Here is a 19,292-nt window from a genome sequence, read left to right on the forward strand (position 1 = left end):
TGTAAGTGTAGCGCTATTTTATGGCACTTTTATTAAAGTATTGATTCACCAATAATGCAGCTAAAATAATTCCAGCACCAATAGCTAGCCTGAATAAATCGGCATCTCTGTTCCAAATAAGCACATTAACAATAATACCAGCAGGGATCAGTAAGTTATTCATTACCGCCAGCGCCCCCACATTTACTAAGGTAGCCCCTTTGTTCCAAACAAAATAACCAAACCCAGACGCTACGATTCCTAAATAAATAAGCACGCTCCATTGAGTTGTGGTTGTCGGTAGTTTATCGGTATTGCCAAACAGCAGGTAGCACACTAAAGCAACGCACAAAGCGCCGATAAAAAACCAACCGAACACCGATTTGTGCTCAAGGGTACTGTTACTCATTAAGCGTTTATAGGCCACTTGGCCAATGGCAAAGCACAGGTTAGCCGCTTGGACTAATAATAAGCCAAGCAAAAAGTCGCTACTTATGCCTTCATACCTAATGGCTACCGCGCCGCCAATGGCAATAATAGCAACAATAAAAAAGCGAGGGTTAAAGTGTTTTTCTAAAGCATCGTTTAGTAGGGTGATATAAAGCGGGGTCATTACTGTAAATAGTAGTACTTCAGGCACGCTTAAATATAAAAAGGAGTGATAGTAAAAGCTGTACATAGCGCCAAGTTGTACTGCGCCAATAAGCATTAATTTTAACGCCAATGGTTTAGGAGTCTGTTTAACCTTTAAAAACGGTAAAAAGATTAATGCAGCCAGTGCAATGCGGATTAGCACACTAAACCATGCATCAACTTGGCCTGCTAAATACACACCAATTAAGCTAAACGAGAACGCCCATAATAGGGTGACGGCAAACAAGTAAGCCATGGTTTTTATAACTCCAAATAAAACAACGAGTTTAACCTAGATAATAAAAAAGGGTAATAGTCCACTTGATAAAACAAGTGGACTAAAAAGTAACTATTGTGAACTTACAAATTGCTTTGCTTGTAGTTTTAAATGCTCTAGCGCTTTTTTATTGTAGTAGCGGTTATGGCTAATAACGCCTTGTAATGATTGCGTGTTACGAATATCAACTAACGGATTGCGCGCTAAAATAATAATATCTGCCACTTTACCTACCTCTAAACTGGTAAATTGCTGCGTTTTACCTAAAAATTTAGGCCCAGCTATTGTGGCACTTTGTAGTGTTTGTAACGGGGTAAGCCCGTAATCACTAAAAATAGCGAGTTCTTGATGCAACGACAATCCCGGATAAATATAAGAATTTAAAAAACCGGCGTCGGTACCTGCAATAATTGATACGCCAGCTTGCTGCACCCAAGGGAGTAATTTTGCCGTTTTTATAAAGCGCTCTTTGCGTTGTGTTATTTGCTCAGGGGTATCTTTATTTGCGCGATCAACTCGCCATTGGTAGGTGGCTTTTAATCCTTTGCCTAAATAATTTAGGTACTCGTCTTGCTGATGGTCGTTTTCATCAATGTAGGCCGTAATTTGGCCGCCAATTAAGGTAGGCACAACAGCGGTATTATTTTTTGCGAGTACGCGATATTTTTTCATTGCTGTGGCTTTGTCAACATGCTCAGTAATAATTGGCAGCGCACTGGAGTAGCTCAGTACACCTGATTTTACCTGAGCAGAAATTTCTTGTTCGTTATCGGCTGCGGCTTTTAACATGTAGGTCATATGCTCAATCGCATCAAGCCCTGCGTTTGACACATCGGTTACCGAAAGCGAAAAAGGAATATGCCCCGAAATTTGATAACCGCGCTTTTTAACTTCTTTTACTGCTTGTAAGTATAACTGTGGCGTTAAAGCGCTGTCGGTAATTTTAATAAAATCGACATTCATGGCCTCAAGTTTATCAATGGCGGCGTGCATTTCTGCGCTGGTTTCTACTTCTAAGTCGCCAGGCCAAATTGAGTCCTTACCTTCGAGCTTTGGTCCTGAGGTATAAATAGTAGGGCCTATTATTGTGCCTTGATTAATTTGCTCGCGCCATTGCAATACCGATTCACTTAAATCAGCGGCTGCATCGCGCACTGTGGTTATGCCATAGGCTAAATATAACGGCAGTAACTGTTTGTTTTCTGTTATTAGTTGCTCACCGCCACCAAAGTGTACATGCATATCCCAAAGCCCAGGCATTACATATTGACCACTGGCATCAATTTGACTCGTAGCGCTGTAACGTAAATTTAGCTCATTGCCGCCGCGGGCTACAATAGTAGAGTTTTTGATAACAATGGATTGATTAGCCGTAATTTGCCCTGTCATCATATTAATTACATTGGCGTGGTTAATAATAATGTCGGCTTGTTGTTTTTGAGTCACTTGGTTACAAGCAGCTAAAATAAGCGTGATGGGGAGTATTAATATGAGTTTCATAGCGGCACCTGAATTTTTATTCAGATTAACATAGTTGTTTAAAGTGGTATTTTCTTTGAGTTAAAAGGTTATAAAAGTGGGTTAAGTTAATGGCAATAAAAAAGCCCGCAAGCGGGCTTTTTAAAAGGTGTAAATTAGTTAACTAATTAGTCTACTAAACCACGGCGCTTAAGAAGTGCGTCGGTAGTTGGTTTTTGACCTCTAAATTCAATGTAGCTTTGCATTAAGTCGCGGCTATTGCCTTTAGATAGGATTTCTTTACGGAACTTATCGCCATTTTTGCGTGTTAAGCCACCGTTGTTTTCCATATGGGCAAAGGCGTCGGCTGCAAATACTTCAGTCCAAAGGTACGCGTAGTAACCTGCAGAGTAACCACCGGCAAAAGTGTGGCTAAAGTAGTTTGATTTATAACGCGGTGGTACAGGGTAGTAAGCAATACCATGTTTTTCTAGCGCGCTTTGCTCAAACTCTTCTACATCAGCTATTTTTTTATCAGAACCAAATGAATGCCATTCCATATCAAGCAATGCCGCAGCTAAGTACTCAGTAGTACCAAAGCCTTGGTTGAATTTTTGTGATTCTAACATTTTGTTAAGCAAGTCTTGTGGAATTGGCTCACCAGTTTTGTAGTGCTTAGCGTAGTTAGCTAATACAGTCGGTTCAATCATCCAGTCTTCATTTGCTTGAGAAGGAAACTCAACAAAGTCACGCGCTGTTGCTGTGCCCGCTAGGCTTGGGTACTTAACATCTGAGAATAAACCATGCGCCGCATGACCAAACTCATGGAACAAAGTAGATACTTCGTCAAACGTTAATAATGTAGGCTGACCTGCTGCTGGTTTTGGAATGTTTTGCGCGTTGTAGATAACAGGTTTAGTGTTTTTTAAACCACTTTGTCCTACGTATGCACTCATCCAAGCACCGCCACGCTTACCTGCACGTGCGTATGGGTCCATGTAAAATAAACCAATTGCACTGCCATCAGCATTAAATACTTCAAAGGTAGTTACATCTTCGTGGTAAACCGGCAGATCTTTACGTTCTTTAAAGGTAATACCATATAGTTTTTCCATAGCGAAGAATAAACCATTATGAATTACCGATTGTAATTCAAAGTAAGGTTTAACTAGGGCTGGGTCTAGGTTGTACTTTTCAGCACGTACTTTTTCAGCGTAAAAAGCCCAATCCCACGGTTTAAGTTCAAAACTTTCGCCAGAATCGTTAATTACTTTTTGAATTGCTGCAGCTTCAATTTTTGCTTTTTCAACTGCTTTAGGTGCAAGATCATCTAAAATGCCGTAAACATTTTCAGTGGTTTGCGCCATACGCGAAGTCATTACATAAGAAGCCCAATCTTTATAGCCTAAAAGCTCTGCTTTTTGAGCGCGTAGGTTGGTTTCTTTAATAATAATAGGGCCGTTAGTTTTAGCCGCACGCTTAGTTGAAGCTGTAAACACTTGCTCGCGTAAGTCGCGGTTTTCTAGGCTACTTAAAATTGGCTGCTGCGTGGTGTTTACTAAAGTGATCATGTAACCGGTTTTGCCTGCTTTTTTAGCTGCATCGGCTAGACTTGCAATTTCGCCTTCAGAAAGACCGGCTAATTTACTTTTATCGGTAACAACAATTACGTCTTCTTTAAACGATTTTAAAACGTTTTGTGAAAATGCCGTTGAAAGCTTAGCAAGCTCAGAGTTAATTTCACGCATTTTTGCTTTTTCAGCGTCGTTTAATTTGGCACCCGCTTTAACAAACTGTTTGTAGTAAAAATCAACAAGACGCTGATCTTCTGCATTTAGTTTGCTTTTATTGTCGTAAATAGTTTGTACGCGTTTAAATAATGCGCCATTTAAGTAAATGTCGTCTGAGTGCGCTGAAAGTACAGGCGCCATTTTCTCATCGATACGTTGATATTCACTGTCAGAAATTAATCCTGATAAGTTATAAAACGCAGTAGATACGCGATTTAATAACTCACCCGAAAGCTCCATTTCAACTAACGTATTTTTAAATGTAGCTGGGGCAGGGTTGTTAGCAATTGCTAATACTTGTGCTTTATGCTGAGCAATACCGGCATCGAAAGCAGCTTCGTAATCTTTAGTAGAGAACTTATTAAATTCTGGTGCCATATATTGTAATGGGCTTGATTTGAACAATACATTGTTTGCGTTAATGTTTTGCACTTGTGTAGCGCTCTCTTTTGCCATGTTGTTTGAATCGTTTGATGTACAGGCAGATAATACTAAAACACTAGCAATAGTAGTGGCGATCAATGTTTTACGCATAGTAACTCCATAAAAATATTAGCCGAAATAGGCTGTGCGAGTCGAAAAACACAGTTAACTTATCAAATTTAGAGTTATATACAATCATGTTTATCGGTATTAAGCGGGATTTAAACGCAAATTAGCGAATAATAGAGGAAAAGGTGGGTAAAAGTAGCTCTAAATATAAACGTTTGAGCTACTTAGTTAAGTAAATAAGCAAAAAAAGTATCCAAATTTTAATTGTAACCTAGTACAAATTTTTTATCAGAGCTAAAGTTTACCGGTTGCTGTTGGCCAAATTCTTGATTAATAGTTGCCAGTGCTTGTTCTTGTTGAGCGAGTAAAGATAAAATTTTATTACGGTATTCGAGGCTAGTTTCAAATAAATTAAGGTCAACCTGCGGCTGCAAGGTTGCTAGTTTTTGAGCTAAAGTTAGTTGCGTCATAATGTTATCTCCAGTGCAAGTACACTATTTATATAGCACTAAGTACCATAAAAGGTTAGTTGATTGTATAAATTGATTTTATTCCCCTAATATTATGACGTGCTAAACTTAGCGAACCCTGAACCAGTTTTACTTTTATTTTAGACACACGTTTATAGAGCGGTATCTTCTTACTTATTTGGATAATAAATGACACTAGAACAATTAAATCAAATGCTTGCTTTTGTACTTTTTAGTTACAACGATGTGCAAATTACAGTGGTAAAAGTAATTCAGATCCCATTGATATTATTTACTATGTGGTTTGTGGTTACTCGTATTGGTAAGTTAATAAAAAAATCATTACTTAAACGTAAAATGAACCCTGATGCGGTGCTATTGTTTACGCGAATTTATTTTATTTTAAGTATCGCAATTTTAATTTTCACTTCTTTAGAGGTGTTAAATATACCGCTTACCGCTTTTGCTTTTGTATCGGGTGCTATTGCGATAGGTGTTGGTTTTGGTGCGCAAAATATCATTAATAACTTTATTAGTGGCTGGATATTAATGTGGGAGCGACCAATTCGTATTGGTGACTTTTTAGAAGTGGGCAATGCTAAGGGCGTAGTTGAAACGATAAACACTCGCTCAACCCGTATTCGCCGTAACGATGGCGTACATATGCTTGTACCAAACAGCCAATTATTAGAAAATACAGTAACTAACTGGACGCTAATTGATCGTAATGCACGTACCTCGGTTAATGTGGGTGTAATGTATGGCTCAGATGTTGAATTGGTTGAAAAATTGATGCAACAAGTGCTTGCAGATCATTCGGCAATATTACCCACCTTACCAAAAGCGGTGTTGTTAGATGACTTTGCTGAAAGCGCGATGATGTTTAGTGCTTATTTTTGGGTATATGCAGAGTCTGAAACGATGTTGCGCCAAGTTCGCAGCGATATTCGTTTTAGTCTTTATAAGCAGTTTAAGTTAAATAATATTAAAATTGCCTTACCACAACGTATTATTCATATTGATGATAAAAAATTCAATACGCCACTGTAATTAGCACCCATTAAATATAAAGAAAAGTGGCTTAGCATTTTGGTGCTAAGCCAACTGAATTAGCGGCTTTGATTTAATTTTTTTAATTTAAGCGCTAAACCAACTATAAGCGCGCCAAATACTATAGCGTATGCAGCAACTAACCAAAGCAAGGTTAAAATGCCTGCACCTGGGTTAAATACTAAGTACAGTCCAAATATTATAGAAATAAAACCACTAATAATTAAAATCCATTCGTTACTAATTTCATTACGTAACTTTTGGGCTAAAAATATTTCTACTACACCAATTGCAATCGCCCACGCAGCAACATAATAAAGTAACAATAAGGCGGTAAGGTTTGGTGCAAGTAAAGTGACAAAAGCGGCAATAATACTCAGTAAGCCACCAATTAATAATAACATCCAAAAGGGATTTGATTTTTTTGATGTTATGGCAACCCAAACTCTTAATATGCCATCAAATAAAAAGTAGCCAGCAAAAACTAATAACATAACTTGCAACGACGCCTCAGGTGCAAACCAGGTTATTAAACCAAACAGCATGGCTATAACACCACGAAGTAAAAGTAACGACCAGTTTTTGGTGAGTGTATTCGTAAGATTCATTTTAATCCTTAAGTAAATAGTATGAGCGCCCAAATAAGGTAGCTATTGTTATTAGCAGGGTCAAACAAGTTTAACACCAAGTCTATATAGCATAATTTTAATTTGAAACAGGTCAAATGTCCGCTATTTTTATTTTTTAAAGGGTTTATTTTTAATTATTTTAAGAGATGTATTTTTTTGCACAAATTGTTTTTTTTATGTTTCTTTTATGCAGTAAAAGAGCGTCAGGGTGTTATAATATTAACCACTCATTCAGCCTCTTTAATTCGTTTTGCACTCTCGAGAAAGAGGTCCGCGTAGCGTATCGCGAAAAATTGCCTGAGTCCGCTATTGTAAGTGGCGCAACACATCAACCGTTGAACAAGAGTGCACTAAAAAGGTTAATCCCCGACATGAAAGCAATGAAAAGATCTACGTTAGCAACCCTAGTAAATGCAGCGTTACTCTCTGCCGTAGCAGGCACTTCATTTTCTACTATTGCTGCTGAGCAAGCGCCAGCGGTAAAGAAAAATCAATTAGAAGTTATTCAAGTTACTGCTCGTAAACGTGTAGAAAATGCACAAGAAGTACCAGTAGCTGTTTCTGCACTGCAAGGCGATAGCTTGGATGCTTACAGCTCTGCTGGTATGGATATTCGTTTTATGAATGCGAAAATCCCAAGTTTATCAATTGAGTCTTCATTTGGTCGTTCATTCCCACGCTTTTATGTACGTGGTTTAGGTAATACAGATTTCGATTTAAACGCATCACAACCGGTATCATTGGTTGTAGATGAAGTAGTACAAGAAAACGCTATTTTAAAAGGCTTTCCAGTATTTGACGTTTCACGTGTAGAAGTACTACGTGGACCACAAGGTACTTTGTTTGGTCGTAACACGCCTGCGGGCCTTGTTAAATTTGATTCAGTAAAACCAAGCCAAGAATTTGAAGGTTACGGCTCGGTATCTTACGGTAGTCGTGGTGCTGTAGATTTTGAAGGTGCGGTAGGCGGTGGTTTAACTGACCGTTTATCAACGCGTGTATCAGTGCTTTGGCAAGATAAAGACGATTACATTGATAATCGTGCTCCAGGGTTTGAACAAAAAGATGCGCTAGGCGGTTACACAGATAAAGCAGCCCGTATTCAGTTTTTATACGAAGGCGATGACTTCACTGGTTTATTTAACTACCACGTGCGTGATATGGACGGTAAGCCAATTGCCTTTTTCGCAAACTCAATTAAGCCTGGCACTAACGATTTAGTTGATGGCTTTGAAAATGACGTGGTATATCACGATGCGGCGTCACGTGCGACGCAGCAAGTTGAGTCAGAAGGCGCGAGCTTAAAACTTGAGTGGGATTTTAATAACCACACACTAACGTCTATTTCGGCGTGGGAAAGTGCAGAAATATATTCTCGTGCAGATATCGATGGTGGTTACGGTGCATCATATATTCCTGGTTATATGGGACCAGGCTTTATCCCATTTTCATCAGAAAGTGCTGATGGTATTCCTGACCATGATCAGTATACCCAAGAGTTACGTTTATCGAGTAACTTTGCTGGCGACATAAACTACCAAGTTGGTGTGTTCTACTTTGATGAAGCGCTAACAATTGAAAATTACAGCTATGATACGTTTTCATCACCTGCGGGCGAGTTAAACGGTTACGTAATACAGCAGCAAGATACTAAGGCATGGGCAGTATTTGGCTCAATTGATTACACTATTTCTGATGATTTAAAAGTAACTGCTGGTCTGCGTTACTCTGATGATGATAAAGAGTTTTCAGCAAATCGTACTCTAGATCCAAGGTTTCCTCCTGTAGGTCCATTAGCGATTAAACGTGATGTTAGCGATGATCATATTAGCTGGGATATTTCAACAAGCTATAAAGTAAATGACGACGTAAACTGGTACACGCGTATTGCTAATAGCTTCCGTGCACCTAGCTTGCAAGGGCGTATTTTATTTGGTGATGAAGTAACCACAGCTAAATCAGAAACAGTAACTTCATACGAAACAGGTATTAAATCAGACGTACTAGACGGTCAAGGCCGTGTTAACGCCACTGTTTTTTACTACACAATGAATGACCAACAGTTAACAGCTGTAGGTGGTGGTGCTAACTTTAACCGTTTGTTAAATGTTGATAAAACCACAGGTTATGGTTTTGAGCTAGATTCTGAGTGGGTGTTAAGTGATGAGTTAAATGCTACATTCAACTTAAGTTATAACAAAACTGAGCTTAAAGATAACGATTTAGCTGTAGCTGTGTGTGCACAATGTACGGTAACTGACCCTATCAATGGTTCAGGTCTTGCTGTGTTAAATGGTAACAGCTTACCGCATGCTCCAGAGTGGATTTCTAACTTCACATTACGTTATACCAAAGAGCTAGCTGATGGTGAATTCTTTGCTTATGGCGATGTTTCTTATCGTAGCAAAATTAACTTTTTCTTATATGAATCAGTTGAGTTTGAAGGTAAGCCGCTTGTTGAAACTGGCTTACGTGCCGGTTACGCATGGGCAGATGGTGACTATGAATACCAAGTGTCAGCATTTGTGCGTAACTTATTTGACGAGCAACAATCTATTGGTGGCGTAGACTTCAACAATAATACTGTAATGGTTAATGAAGAGCGTTACGTTGGTGTAGAGTTTAAAGTTAACTTCTTTTAAGCTTAAACACTAATAGTAAAAATACTACAGAGCCCGCTTTTATAGCGGGCTTTTTCGTTTATATTCATTAATATTACTGCTAAAGTAGCGTTAATTGATTTGCAAAATAAAGAGATGAAAAATGGCTGGATTTTGGAACTACCGAGTGATTTTTTGTGAAGCCACAAAAGATGAAGCAGCGCAGTATCAAATACATGAAGTAGAATATAACCTTAATGGTAAAGTAACTAATTGGTCTGAAACCGGAGCAGCTCCTTTTGGTACATCGCTTGATGAATTAAAAGCTGATTCTGAGCGATTAAAAACAGCGTTTGAAAAACCTGTTTTAAAAGTGGCGCGTAAAGCGCGTGGTTATGAGTTGGTTGATGTTGAAACAGGTGAAGAAGCCACTGGTGAGCCACCGGCGGGTTTAACGGAGTAATTTATAAACATATTAAAGGCGCTTAGGCGTCTTTTTTAGCGCTGTGATAAGGAATAAAATGACTTTAAAAGCAGTATTATTTGATATGGATGGCACGTTAGTCGACTCTGAAAGTATGCACTTTGCATGTTGGAGCCAGGTACTTGCGCCATTTAATGTAAACTACGAAGAGAGTGAGTTTTGTCAGCGTTTTTCGGGGCGGCCAACGCTCGAAGCTGCAAGTGAAATAAAGCAACAGCATAACTTATCGGTTAGCAGTGACTATTTAGCCGATGAAAAATACCGTTTATTTGCACAATATGTAAAAACCAATTTACCAGCACTAATGCCTTTTGCAGAACAAGCATTAATAGCGGTTAAAAGCAGCGGCTTAAAAATGGCGTTAGTAACAGGCAGCGCTCGCCACGAAGCAGAACCAATATTAAAAGGGCTTGGCTTTTATGATTTATTTGACGCAGTAGTCACTAAAGATGATGTTATTAATCCAAAGCCAGCCGGAGATCCTTACTTATTAGCACTCAAGCAGATAAATGTAGCTGCTAAAGATGCCATTGCAGTAGAAGATACCTTTACCGGAGTAACTGCAGCAAACAACGCCGCTGTAAGTGTTGTGGCGATTGCTAATAGCCATACGCAAAACCATGACTTTAGCCAAGCCAGTTACCGTATGGATGATCTGCAAGAGTTTTGGCAATGGCTGCAATCTCAACTATAGTTTAAGCCACATTACCTTGCTTGGACGCGCTGATGTTTTATATAAAATTAATTACTTTAATCACAGCAGTACTTTTTAGCTCTATTGTGAATGCAACATTGCCCAAGGTGCTGCTTGCTAAAGTGTATGACGAAACTAAGCACAGCGATGTAAGTAACTATTTAGTTAGTGAAAAGTTTGATGGTGTAAGGGCTATTTGGACAGGCAAACAGTTTGTTACCCGACAAGGTAATGTAATAAACGCGCCTGAATGGTTTACAGCACCCTTACCTAAAGTATGGCTTGATGGTGAACTGTGGACTAAACATCAGCACTTTGCGGTGCTCAGTGGCATTGTGCGCACTAAAACTCCCAATAATCATGATTGGCAAAGTATTACGTATCAAGTATTTGATATGCCTGATGCAAACGTGCCTTTTAGCCAGCGCTACAGCAATTACAGCCACCTTGTTGCTGGTTTAAATTCACCTCATATAAAAGCTATAAAGCAGCATCAGTTTACTAATAACCAATTATTAACTAACTATTTTAAAAATATAACAGCGCAAGGTGGCGAAGGCGTTATGCTGCATTTAGCAAGCGCAAAACATGCCGATGGGCGCAGCGATGCGCTATTAAAATTAAAGCCCTACTTAGATGCTGAAGCAATAGTGATTGCATACCTACCGGGTAAAGGTAAATACCAAGGCATGTTAGGAGCGTTAAGAGTAAAAACAGCGCAAGGGCAACTGTTTTCAATTGGCACCGGATTTAGCGATGCCGAGCGTGCAAGCCCGCCAGCATTGGGTAGCACCATTACTTATCGATTCCATGGTTTAACAAAAAATGGCTTGCCTCGTTTTGCTAGTTTTTTACGCGTGAGAGAGTCACCCTAACAATTATTCAGCCCTATATGAGTATATATTTATTGCTAGGTATGCTAAATTGCGCGGCCTTTTTAGTGATGTATGGTGATATATGTTTGTTGGTTTTGATTATGGTAGTTCTAATTGTGCTATGGGTGTAATGAACGAGGGTAACGTTCAATTAGTGCCGTTAGAGCAAGGAAAACATTACCTACCTTCAACACTTTATACCCACCATAGTGCGTTGGTAGTTGACTATGTTGCCAAGCATTTACAACGTAGCAGCGATGAGCTTGCGTTTAAAACTCAACGCCAAGCATTGCTAAATTCATTACCACGAATTAAATCTGACTTAGATTTACACCCCACAGACGAAACCTTATTTGTTGGCCGCGAAGCAATTAGCGAGTATGTGCAATTTCCTGAAGAGGGTTATTTTGTTAAATCACCAAAATCATTTTTTGGCGCTACGGGTTTAAAACAAGGACAAATTAACTTTTTTGAAGACATTGCCACCGCAATGATTTTAAAAATAAAACAACGTGCTGAGCAATCACTAAGCAAAACGTTAACCCAAACCGTTATTGGTCGTCCGGTTAACTTTCAGGCGGTAGGCGGTGAGGAGTCAAATCAGCAAGCAATTGGTATTTTAGAGCGCGCTGCAAAACGTGCCGGCTTTAAAGATGTAGCATTTTTATACGAGCCACTGGCGGCCGGTATTGATTACGAGAGCAACTTAACACAAAACCAAAAAGTACTGGTTATTGATATTGGTGGCGGTACCAGCGATTGCTCGTTTGTGCAAATGGGGCCAAGCTTTCGGGATAAAAGTGACCGTGACGCTGACTTTTTAGCTCACAGCGGTAAGCGTATTGGTGGAAACGATTTAGACATAGCTTTAAGTTACTATGGCTTGATGCCGCTTTTAGGCTTAGGCAGTACGTTTAAATCAGGGCTACCTTTGCCTAATCAAGCTTTTTGGCAAGCCTGTAAAATTAACGATGTAAACTTACAAAGCCAATTTTATAGTGCTAACCATCATAGAGAACTTAGCGCACAATTGCGTGATGTAAGCGCGCCAGAGCTATTTAAACGATTAATACATTTGCAGCAAAATAGGCAAGGGCATCAATTAGTACAACAAGCTGAGGCTGCTAAAATAGCATTAACTTCAGCCACTAATTATAACTGCGATCTTAGCTTTTTAGATGCGTCATTAAGTAAAGATGTTTCAGTCAGTGATTTAGCATTAGCGGTAGATGATAGCATTAGCCAAATAGTCACTTTAGCGAAGCAAGCTATAAATGATGCAGATACTACGCCCGATGTTATTTATTTAACCGGAGGTAGTGCACAGTCGCCCCTTATTAAAGCAGCGCTTAGCCAACATTTAGGCGATATTAAAATGGTTAATGGCGATCACTTTGGTAGTGTAACCGCCGGTTTAACTAAATGGGCTAGCATGCTTTACAGCTAAGCCATTAAATATTAAATATCTATTTGTCGGGTTGCTAAATACTTTTCGTAATCTGGCAAGGTGCGCTCAAGCTCAACATTCATTAATGGCGAGCTTAGGAGCATGTCAGCACTTACTTCATTACAGGCTACTGGTATGTTCCACACTGCCGCTAAGCGTAGTAGTGCTTTTACATCTGGGTCGTGGGGTTGCGATGCCAGCGGGTCCCAAAAAAACACCAGCATATGTATTTCATGCTCAGCAATTTTAGCCCCTAATTGCTGATCGCCACCCATTGGGCCGCTAAGCAATTGAATTACATCTAGCCCTGTGGTTTTATTGATTAAATGCCCTGTGGTGCCTGTGGCATATAATGTATGCTCTCTCAGTGCGTTTAGGTGTTTTATACACCATAATTTTAAAGCCGCTTTTTTACCATCGTGCGCTACTAGTGCAATATTTTTTTTAGCCGGTAGCGATTGTATTTTTTGGTCCATAAAAAATTCTTTTTATTGTTAAAGTAATAAGTTAATAGCAAGGGCAATGAAAACAATGCCGGTGATCCTATCTATCCAAGTTTGGCTATTTGGGTTATCTCTAAAAAAGCGCGCAATTTTATCGCCAAAATAAATATAAGCGCAATCAATCGGAAAAGCAAAAAGCGGATACAGCAAACCAAAAAAGGCGAGCTGAAAAGTAGCCGAAGAAAGTGCTGGATCAACAAATTGTGGAATAAACGCGATAAAAAATAATGCCACTTTAGGGTTAAGTACTTCGGTCATCATAGCTTGAAACATTACATTTTTACTTTTCTTCGTAGTTATATGTGGTTTGTCTGATTGCTCAATAGGCTCTTTTATAAAAGTGCTTTTAAGCATCATTATCCCTAAGTAGCACAAATAAGCAGCGCCTGCATATTGCACTGCACTATAAGCTACCTCAGAGGCTTTAAGTATGGCGGTTAAGCCAACAACAGCAAAAAATGTATGTACTACTCCACCGAGAGCAAAACCAAACGCACTTTGCATTCCTGCCGTACGGCCATTAGCAAAGGTTTGTGCCATTAAAAAGGCATTAGAAGGCCCAGGGGCCACCGCAATTAAAAAGCTAGCCAGTAAAAAAGAAACTAAAAAATCAGGGTTTATCATGATCAGCCTTGAGTTGGGTGTAAAGCATGTCCTTTTTTACTTATTAAAATAAGCCAAAGAGGAAGTAACAATAGTAAATGAAAGGCTATTAGCCATGGTGTAGTTAACCCTAAAAACTGTGTTGCAAACACTAATATACTCGCACCACTCATTTGCATTGCGCCAAGTAGCGCTGAAGCGGTTCCGGCTTGTTTTGCAAAGCGAGAAAGTGCCATACCAGCTGCTGAGCCTAAACTTAAAGCAAAACCAAGTGCAGCAATAAGCATAGGTAACATAAGTGCCAGCGCGGTTTGTATGGTGCTAAGCGCAAGCATTAATAACCCCGAAAAAATCAATAAACCAACCCCAAGACGCAAAGCACGCTGGCTATTATTTTTAATATACATAGGCGCTATAAAACTCGCCACAATGCTACATACCGCATTGAGTGTAAACCAAAAAGTAAAGTCAGCAACTGTACCGCCTAAGTGAGTAATTAACCAACCCGGCGCAAGTGTTACGTACACCAGTATTGCCGACATTGCGACCATACAAAGTAAGCTATTAAATAAAAATATAGGAGTGCTAATAATGGGCATAAAACGGCGTAAATCTAAAATATGGCCTTGATAGTAGCTGTCTGCTGGGCGTGTTTCTTTAAAAAATAATAAGGTTATAACTAAGCCAAAAATGGCAAAAAAAGTTAAAAATAAAAAATTCATCCGCCAGCCAAACTGCACGGTTAACCATGCCCCTAAAATGGGCGCTAATGCTGGAATAAAACAAATAATACCATTTAAATAAGTGATCATTTGCCCACTTCGCTGTGCACCGTATTTATCACGTACTATGGCAAAAGCAACCACAAAAGTGGCACATGCTCCTAATCCTTGTAAAGCACGCGCGAGCAGCAATATATTAAATGAAGGAGCATAATAGGCTAACAAGGCAGAGCCCGCATACAGGCTAATACCAATGACAGCGACCGGTTTACGACCAAACTTATCGGCAAGGGGGCCTGCAATTAATTGCCCTAAGCCTACAGTGAGCATAAAAATAGCAACACTTTGTTGTACTTGCTGCTCTGAAACAGCAAATTGCTCAGCAATAGTTGGAAATGCAGGTAGGTAAATATCAATAGCCATAGGGCAAAAAATAACGAGTAACGCTAATATAAGTAATAAAGTTAAGTTTGGTTTAGCGGGCTGTGTTTGCATTAGTTCTCCTTTTGTCGCGTATTTTAGGGGGGGACTAATAAAAAAGAAAGGGCTTATGACCCTTAGTATCGTCGACATTGATATTTTTTAATTTAAATAACATGAACTCTGGGTAATAAATCTATCTCAAGCAGATATTTTCAGCGCTAACTGCGCTGAATTTACTTGCAATAGGTCAGCAGTTGACGCGTAAATTCGCCTTATTGTCACTGAAAATCACTGGTTAGAAAAAATAAATTTAAATATAACTATGATTCAATACGTTAGTAAATCTCTTCACCAAAGTTAAGGTTAAATAGCTAAAAGGGACTTTTAAAGACACTACCTCAAACTGGTCTGATGTGTTACTTTTACAAAAGAATGAACGATGGAAAATAATAATGAGCAATAAATCTTCAGTTTTAACAGCATGGCGCATTGTTAAAAAGCTACCCTTTGGGCACTGGCTATTTACTAAAATAGTCTGTTTTAAAGCGCCATACTTTGGCTCGATGAAGCCTTACATACTTAATTTAAAAGCAGGACATTGTAGTGCGCGGGTTAAAAACCGGCGTAGGGTTCATAATCACATAGGTACAATACATGCAATAGCGCAGTGTAATTTGGCCGAGTTATGTGCTGGAGTGATGGTGGATGCCACGGTACCGGTTAAAACTCACCGTTGGATCCCAAAAGGTATGACGGTACGGTATTTAGCTAAAGTAGATACCGATGTAACCGCTATTGCAGAGATTGATTTACCGCACCAGTGGCTAGATAAAGAAGACTTAGTGGTGCCAGTAAAATTATATAATACCCGCAATGAACTAGTATTCACTGCAGATATTACTATGTACATTACAGCTAAAAAGTAACTAGCTTTTATTAGAGGCTTGTTTATTTACGAATGACAAGCCGATATCGTCCTCGTTAATTAATGGTTTTACATCGCTCACCGGCTTTGACTCATCATTAATGAGTGTTAAGTTTTCTTTTTCAAAGCGCTGTTTTAAATTACCTTCAATAATTGCACCAGCTTCTATACTAAGCGTATCGTGAAAAATATCACCATGCACATGAGCGTTATTTTTAATGTTAACTTCACTGGCATTTAATGAACCAATTATTTTGCCCTTAACAATCACGCTTGTCGCTTCAACAATACCCTCAACTACGCCTGTAGTGCCAATTACTAAATGAGTAGCTTTAATGTCGCCATCAATGCGGCCATCAAGTTGCACTTCACCTTGGCTTATTATTGACCCGGTAAGGCGCATATCTTCTGAAATAATAGAAGGAGCGTGATTAACGCGTTTTAATGAAGCGTTATTTGTTACTTGCTTTTTTTTACCAAACACGAGAGAGCGCCTTTGTTATTTTAAGAGGATTGACATGCTTGCCATCAATAAGCACTTCATAATGTAAGTGAGTGCTGGTACTTCTGCCGGTGCTGCCCATTAAGCCTATTACATCGTGCTTAGTGACTGCTTGGCCTTTTTTTACTTTAACTTTATTTAAATGACCAAAGCGAGTGACTAAGCCATTTTTATGTTCAAGTTCTATAAAGTTACCATAACCGCCATTGCGCCCAGCGCGCAGTACAGTACCGTCGGCAGGAGCAAATATTTCAGTTTTATGCCAGCCGGCTAAATCAACGCCCTTATGAAAGGCGCGGCGACTATTCATTGGATCTTTTCGCAATCCAAAGTTGCTAGAAATATAATACTTTGCAGCTGGCAGCGGTAAGGTATTAGGCAGTTCATTTAAAAAGTTTTCTAAATTATTTAGTAGTAATAATTTATCGGCAATAGCTAAAAATGTGCCAGGAATTTTTGCTTCATCGAATACATCTAACGGACCACCTTGAGCGGTTGTTTGCTCGCTTAATGCTAAATGTTGCGCTAATGCAGACTCTAGCCCTGCACCTTTAAGCATGGCTAAAATGGCGTTATGACGTTGGGTAATTTGACTTTCAAGCGATAAAAAATTTTGCTCGTAGTATTGATTTAGCTGTGCATAGCGAGCAGCGAATGTACTAGGGAGCGTATTTTGCCCCTGTTTACTTTGAGCGCTGTCATCGACTAAAGGTTCATGAAACTCGCTTTGCTCTTCTTCAATAGGAGATTCAAGTTCGTCACCCAGCTTTATAACATCTTTACTAAGAGAAGCAGGAAGAGATTCGATCATGCTTTGGAGTAAAGCTTGTTTTTGTTCAAGCTCAGCTAATTGTGCTATTTGTTCGTCATGGCGTGTTTTTTGCTCGCTGACTTGCTGTTGCCATTGTTTTTGCTCATCGAGTTGAGTTTGCTCAATATCTGATATTTTTGTAGTTTGTGAGTAAACCCGAAAGCTCGAAATACTTACCCAACTAAGAGTAACTAATACAAGTAATACGATAAAAACTTGCAGCCAAGGCGCCAAAACCACATGCTTAACTTCACCATTTTGGCGAATAAGTAGTTGACGAGAGGGAAAAAACTGTTCAAAAAAAGACTTTATAAATATAGGCATGACACATAAATACTGGCTATTAACCAAGCTAAGATAGCAATTTGAGTTTAAAAAGCTAGAAAAAAATTGTAACTATGACTGAATTAATAAAAAAGGACGGCAATAAATGCCATCCTTTTTAGCAAAACAATTTATTCTTTAAATTATTTTGCAGCGAGTACAGTACTCTCTACACAGCCAAAACCAATGCGTGCGTAACCTTCTTTTTCACACCAGCCACGCATAATAACGTTATCGCCGTCTTCTAAAAAGCTACGTTGTTGGCCATTGCTCAGCGTGATTTTTTCTTTACCACCACGAGAAAGCTCAAGTAACGAACCCGCTTCTTCATGGGTTGGGCCAGATTGCGTACCCGAGCCCAGCATATCACCTGGCATAAAGTTACAACCATTCACAGTATGGTGCGTTACCATTTGCGCAACTGTCCAGTATGAGTGCTTAAAGCTTGAGGTTGATACACGCGTTGGTGTATGACCTTCATCACGCATTTGCTGAGTTTGAATTTTTACATCCATTTGAATATCAAACGCGCCTTGTTCACGGTTCGCTTTAGATTCTAAATAATCCAATGGTTGTGGATCGTTTTCATCTCGTGTCCAGCTTGTTCTAAATGGTGCTAGCGCTTCAGTTGTCACTATCCAAGGAGATACCGTTGATGCAAAGTTTTTAGCTAAAAACGGCCCTAACGGCTGATATTCCCACGCTTGTAAATCACGTGCTGACCAATCGTTAAATACACAAAAGCCAAATACATGGTTTTCAGCATTTTCAATCGCTATAGCATCACCTAACGCGTTACCTTTACCTAAGTAAATACCTACTTCTAGTTCATAATCAAGGCGTTTACACGGGCCAAACGATGGTACTTCAGCATCTGGCGCTTTGGTTTGGCCTTTAGGGCGATGAAATTGTTGGCCCGATACACCAATAGATGATGAGCGACCATGATAACCAATAGGTACCCATTTATAGTTAGGTAGTAGAGGGTTGTCTGGGCGAAACAAGCTACCCACAGCAGTTGCATGGTAAATAGAGGTGTAAAAGTCGGTGTAATCACCAATGCGACACGGCAATGCAAACTCAATATCAGCCTGTGCAATAAGCGCTTCGCTTAATTTAGCCTGATGCTCAGAGCCTTCACGCAGCGCTTTAGATAATGCTAAACGCAGTGCTGACCAATATTGCTGCCCAAGGCTCATAAATTCATTTAATGTTGTGTTACTTGCAGCAGCAATGGCTGTTTGCGCATCACCACTAAAAATAGCGAGTTCATTTAGTTTTGCTAAATCGATAACCTGATCGCCAATAGCGACAGCGCCACGAAAAGCTTCGTTGCTATTTTTACGACGAACTTCAGCAAAAGGTAGATTTTGAATAGGGAAGTCGCAATCTGCAACGTTTGCAGAGGCTACCCAGCTTGTTAAATTTATATCATGGGTTTCGTTAATTAAACTCATTACATTTCCTTTGGTTTAGTTGGTCGTGCTAATCAGTATAAATATCAATTTATTAAATAAGCATATAAAGATTAAAAACATCTATTATTAACAGCTTATATGGTGATGAATAGCACGATTTAAACAGACAGAGTAGAATTGTTA

Annotated in this window: 18 protein-coding genes and 1 other annotated feature; of the genes, 7 read left to right on the forward strand and 11 right to left on the reverse strand. The window is 39.3% G+C overall.

Annotated features, from left to right (window positions below; all coding sequences use genetic code 11):
• Window positions 1–13 precede the first annotated feature (13 nt).
• The 4 genes from I6E78_RS05170 to I6E78_RS05185 form a co-directional block, all read right to left on the reverse strand.
• Window positions 14–868 carry a carboxylate/amino acid/amine transporter gene (locus I6E78_RS05170; RefSeq protein ID WP_011328843.1) on the reverse strand — a complete coding sequence of 285 codons (855 nt, stop codon included), beginning with the start codon at window positions 866–868 and terminating at the stop codon, window positions 14–16.
• A 93-nt stretch (window positions 869–961) separates the two neighbouring features.
• The gene (locus I6E78_RS05175) at window positions 962–2,389 is read right to left on the reverse strand and encodes an amidohydrolase family protein (RefSeq protein WP_197182100.1); all 1,428 of its coding nucleotides are present in this window, start codon (window positions 2,387–2,389) and stop codon (window positions 962–964) included.
• Window positions 2,390–2,535: 146 nt separating this feature from the next.
• Complete coding sequence (locus tag I6E78_RS05180; RefSeq protein ID WP_197182101.1) at window positions 2,536–4,671, reverse strand: M3 family metallopeptidase; 2,136 nt, start codon at window positions 4,669–4,671, stop codon at window positions 2,536–2,538.
• Between the two features lie 218 nt (window positions 4,672–4,889).
• A complete protein-coding gene (locus I6E78_RS05185) occupies window positions 4,890–5,099 on the reverse strand; it encodes a hypothetical protein (protein WP_011328840.1) in 210 nt (69 codons plus the stop codon).
• 189 nt (window positions 5,100–5,288) lie between these two features.
• Between I6E78_RS05185 and I6E78_RS05190 the strand changes: the two genes are divergently transcribed.
• A complete protein-coding gene (locus I6E78_RS05190) occupies window positions 5,289–6,149 on the forward strand; it encodes a mechanosensitive ion channel family protein (protein ID WP_197182102.1) in 861 nt (286 codons plus the stop codon).
• Window positions 6,150–6,208: 59 nt separating this feature from the next.
• On the opposite strand, the gene I6E78_RS05195 is transcribed toward I6E78_RS05190, so the two are convergent.
• A complete protein-coding gene (locus tag I6E78_RS05195) occupies window positions 6,209–6,757 on the reverse strand; it encodes an HdeD family acid-resistance protein (RefSeq protein ID WP_182684381.1) in 549 nt (182 codons plus the stop codon).
• 392 nt (window positions 6,758–7,149) lie between these two features.
• On the opposite strand from I6E78_RS05195, the gene I6E78_RS05200 reads away from it, so the two are divergent.
• The 5 genes from I6E78_RS05200 (at window position 7,150) to yegD (ending at window position 12,878) form a co-directional block, all read left to right on the forward strand.
• Window positions 7,150–9,420, forward strand: a complete 2,271-nt coding sequence (locus I6E78_RS05200) for a TonB-dependent receptor (RefSeq protein WP_197182103.1) — start codon at window positions 7,150–7,152, stop codon at window positions 9,418–9,420.
• Window positions 9,384–9,478 (forward strand) — a sequence feature (Trp leader region). (Overlaps the previous gene by 37 nt.)
• Window positions 9,479–9,541: 63 nt before the next feature.
• Window positions 9,542–9,841: a hypothetical protein gene (locus I6E78_RS05205; RefSeq protein WP_011328836.1), complete on the forward strand. Its 300-nt coding sequence runs from the start codon at window positions 9,542–9,544 to the stop codon at window positions 9,839–9,841.
• 58 nt (window positions 9,842–9,899) lie between these two features.
• Window positions 9,900–10,556, forward strand: a complete 657-nt coding sequence (locus I6E78_RS05210) for an HAD family hydrolase (RefSeq protein WP_197182104.1) — start codon at window positions 9,900–9,902, stop codon at window positions 10,554–10,556.
• 32 nt (window positions 10,557–10,588) lie between these two features.
• A complete protein-coding gene (locus I6E78_RS05215; RefSeq protein WP_197182105.1) occupies window positions 10,589–11,431 on the forward strand; it encodes a DNA ligase in 843 nt (280 codons plus the stop codon).
• An 82-nt stretch (window positions 11,432–11,513) separates the two neighbouring features.
• The gene (gene yegD / locus I6E78_RS05220; protein ID WP_197182106.1) at window positions 11,514–12,878 is read left to right on the forward strand and encodes a molecular chaperone; all 1,365 of its coding nucleotides are present in this window, start codon (window positions 11,514–11,516) and stop codon (window positions 12,876–12,878) included.
• Between the two features lie 11 nt (window positions 12,879–12,889).
• On the opposite strand, the gene I6E78_RS05225 is transcribed toward yegD, so the two are convergent.
• The 3 genes from I6E78_RS05225 to I6E78_RS05235 are packed head-to-tail and all read right to left on the reverse strand — an operon-like array spanning window position 12,890 to window position 15,201.
• Window positions 12,890–13,354, reverse strand: a complete 465-nt coding sequence (locus tag I6E78_RS05225) for a methylglyoxal synthase (RefSeq protein WP_197182107.1) — start codon at window positions 13,352–13,354, stop codon at window positions 12,890–12,892.
• A gap of 18 nt (window positions 13,355–13,372) precedes the next feature.
• Window positions 13,373–14,005, reverse strand: a complete 633-nt coding sequence (locus I6E78_RS05230; protein ID WP_011328831.1) for a LysE family translocator — start codon at window positions 14,003–14,005, stop codon at window positions 13,373–13,375.
• Between the two features lie 2 nt (window positions 14,006–14,007).
• Window positions 14,008–15,201, reverse strand: coding sequence for a multidrug effflux MFS transporter (locus I6E78_RS05235; protein WP_011328830.1), 1,194 nt, complete (start codon window positions 15,199–15,201; stop codon window positions 14,008–14,010).
• 380 nt (window positions 15,202–15,581) lie between these two features.
• On the opposite strand from I6E78_RS05235, the gene I6E78_RS05240 reads away from it, so the two are divergent.
• A complete protein-coding gene (locus I6E78_RS05240; protein WP_058373868.1) occupies window positions 15,582–16,055 on the forward strand; it encodes a hotdog fold domain-containing protein in 474 nt (157 codons plus the stop codon).
• On the opposite strand, the gene I6E78_RS05245 is transcribed toward I6E78_RS05240, so the two are convergent.
• The 3 genes from I6E78_RS05245 to fahA all read right to left on the reverse strand — a co-directional run bounded on the left by I6E78_RS05245 (window position 16,056) and on the right by fahA (window position 19,148).
• Window positions 16,056–16,538 (reverse strand): bactofilin family protein, encoded by a 483-nt coding sequence (locus I6E78_RS05245; protein ID WP_011328828.1) that lies wholly within the window; start codon window positions 16,536–16,538, stop codon window positions 16,056–16,058.
• Window positions 16,528–17,691: a M23 family metallopeptidase gene (locus I6E78_RS05250; protein WP_197182108.1), complete on the reverse strand. Its 1,164-nt coding sequence runs from the start codon at window positions 17,689–17,691 to the stop codon at window positions 16,528–16,530. The genes I6E78_RS05245 and I6E78_RS05250 overlap by 11 nt, the downstream gene beginning before the upstream one ends.
• Before the next feature lie 143 nt (window positions 17,692–17,834).
• On the reverse strand, window positions 17,835–19,148 hold the full coding sequence (gene fahA / locus I6E78_RS05255; protein WP_086998865.1) for a fumarylacetoacetase: 1,314 nt from the start codon (window positions 19,146–19,148) through the stop codon (window positions 17,835–17,837).
• Window positions 19,149–19,292 lie beyond the last annotated feature (144 nt).

It is taken from the genome of Pseudoalteromonas sp. NZS127, from assembly GCF_015864805.1.
Taxonomy (GTDB): Bacteria; Pseudomonadota; Gammaproteobacteria; order Enterobacterales; family Alteromonadaceae; genus Pseudoalteromonas; species Pseudoalteromonas nigrifaciens.

Excerpts from the sequence above, each read along its gene's own strand:
- I6E78_RS05170 (WP_011328843.1), bottom strand. The coding sequence starts at position 868 with ATGGCTTACTTGTTTGCCGTCACCCTATTATGGGCGTTCTCGTTTAGC.
- I6E78_RS05175 (WP_197182100.1), bottom strand. The coding sequence starts at position 2,389 with ATGAAACTCATATTAATACTCCCCATCACGCTTATTTTAGCTGCTTGT.
- I6E78_RS05180 (WP_197182101.1), bottom strand. The coding sequence starts at position 4,671 with ATGCGTAAAACATTGATCGCCACTACTATTGCTAGTGTTTTAGTATTA.
- I6E78_RS05185 (WP_011328840.1), bottom strand. The coding sequence starts at position 5,099 with ATGACGCAACTAACTTTAGCTCAAAAACTAGCAACCTTGCAGCCGCAG.
- I6E78_RS05190 (WP_197182102.1), top strand. The coding sequence starts at position 5,289 with ATGACACTAGAACAATTAAATCAAATGCTTGCTTTTGTACTTTTTAGT.
- I6E78_RS05195 (WP_182684381.1), bottom strand. The coding sequence starts at position 6,757 with ATGAATCTTACGAATACACTCACCAAAAACTGGTCGTTACTTTTACTT.
- I6E78_RS05200 (WP_197182103.1), top strand. The coding sequence starts at position 7,150 with ATGAAAGCAATGAAAAGATCTACGTTAGCAACCCTAGTAAATGCAGCG.
- I6E78_RS05205 (WP_011328836.1), top strand. The coding sequence starts at position 9,542 with ATGGCTGGATTTTGGAACTACCGAGTGATTTTTTGTGAAGCCACAAAA.
- I6E78_RS05210 (WP_197182104.1), top strand. The coding sequence starts at position 9,900 with ATGACTTTAAAAGCAGTATTATTTGATATGGATGGCACGTTAGTCGAC.
- I6E78_RS05215 (WP_197182105.1), top strand. The coding sequence starts at position 10,589 with ATGTTTTATATAAAATTAATTACTTTAATCACAGCAGTACTTTTTAGC.
- yegD (WP_197182106.1), top strand. The coding sequence starts at position 11,514 with ATGTTTGTTGGTTTTGATTATGGTAGTTCTAATTGTGCTATGGGTGTA.
- I6E78_RS05225 (WP_197182107.1), bottom strand. The coding sequence starts at position 13,354 with ATGGACCAAAAAATACAATCGCTACCGGCTAAAAAAAATATTGCACTA.
- I6E78_RS05230 (WP_011328831.1), bottom strand. The coding sequence starts at position 14,005 with ATGATAAACCCTGATTTTTTAGTTTCTTTTTTACTGGCTAGCTTTTTA.
- I6E78_RS05235 (WP_011328830.1), bottom strand. The coding sequence starts at position 15,201 with ATGCAAACACAGCCCGCTAAACCAAACTTAACTTTATTACTTATATTA.
- I6E78_RS05240 (WP_058373868.1), top strand. The coding sequence starts at position 15,582 with ATGAGCAATAAATCTTCAGTTTTAACAGCATGGCGCATTGTTAAAAAG.
- I6E78_RS05250 (WP_197182108.1), bottom strand. The coding sequence starts at position 17,691 with ATGCCTATATTTATAAAGTCTTTTTTTGAACAGTTTTTTCCCTCTCGT.
- fahA (WP_086998865.1), bottom strand. The coding sequence starts at position 19,148 with ATGAGTTTAATTAACGAAACCCATGATATAAATTTAACAAGCTGGGTA.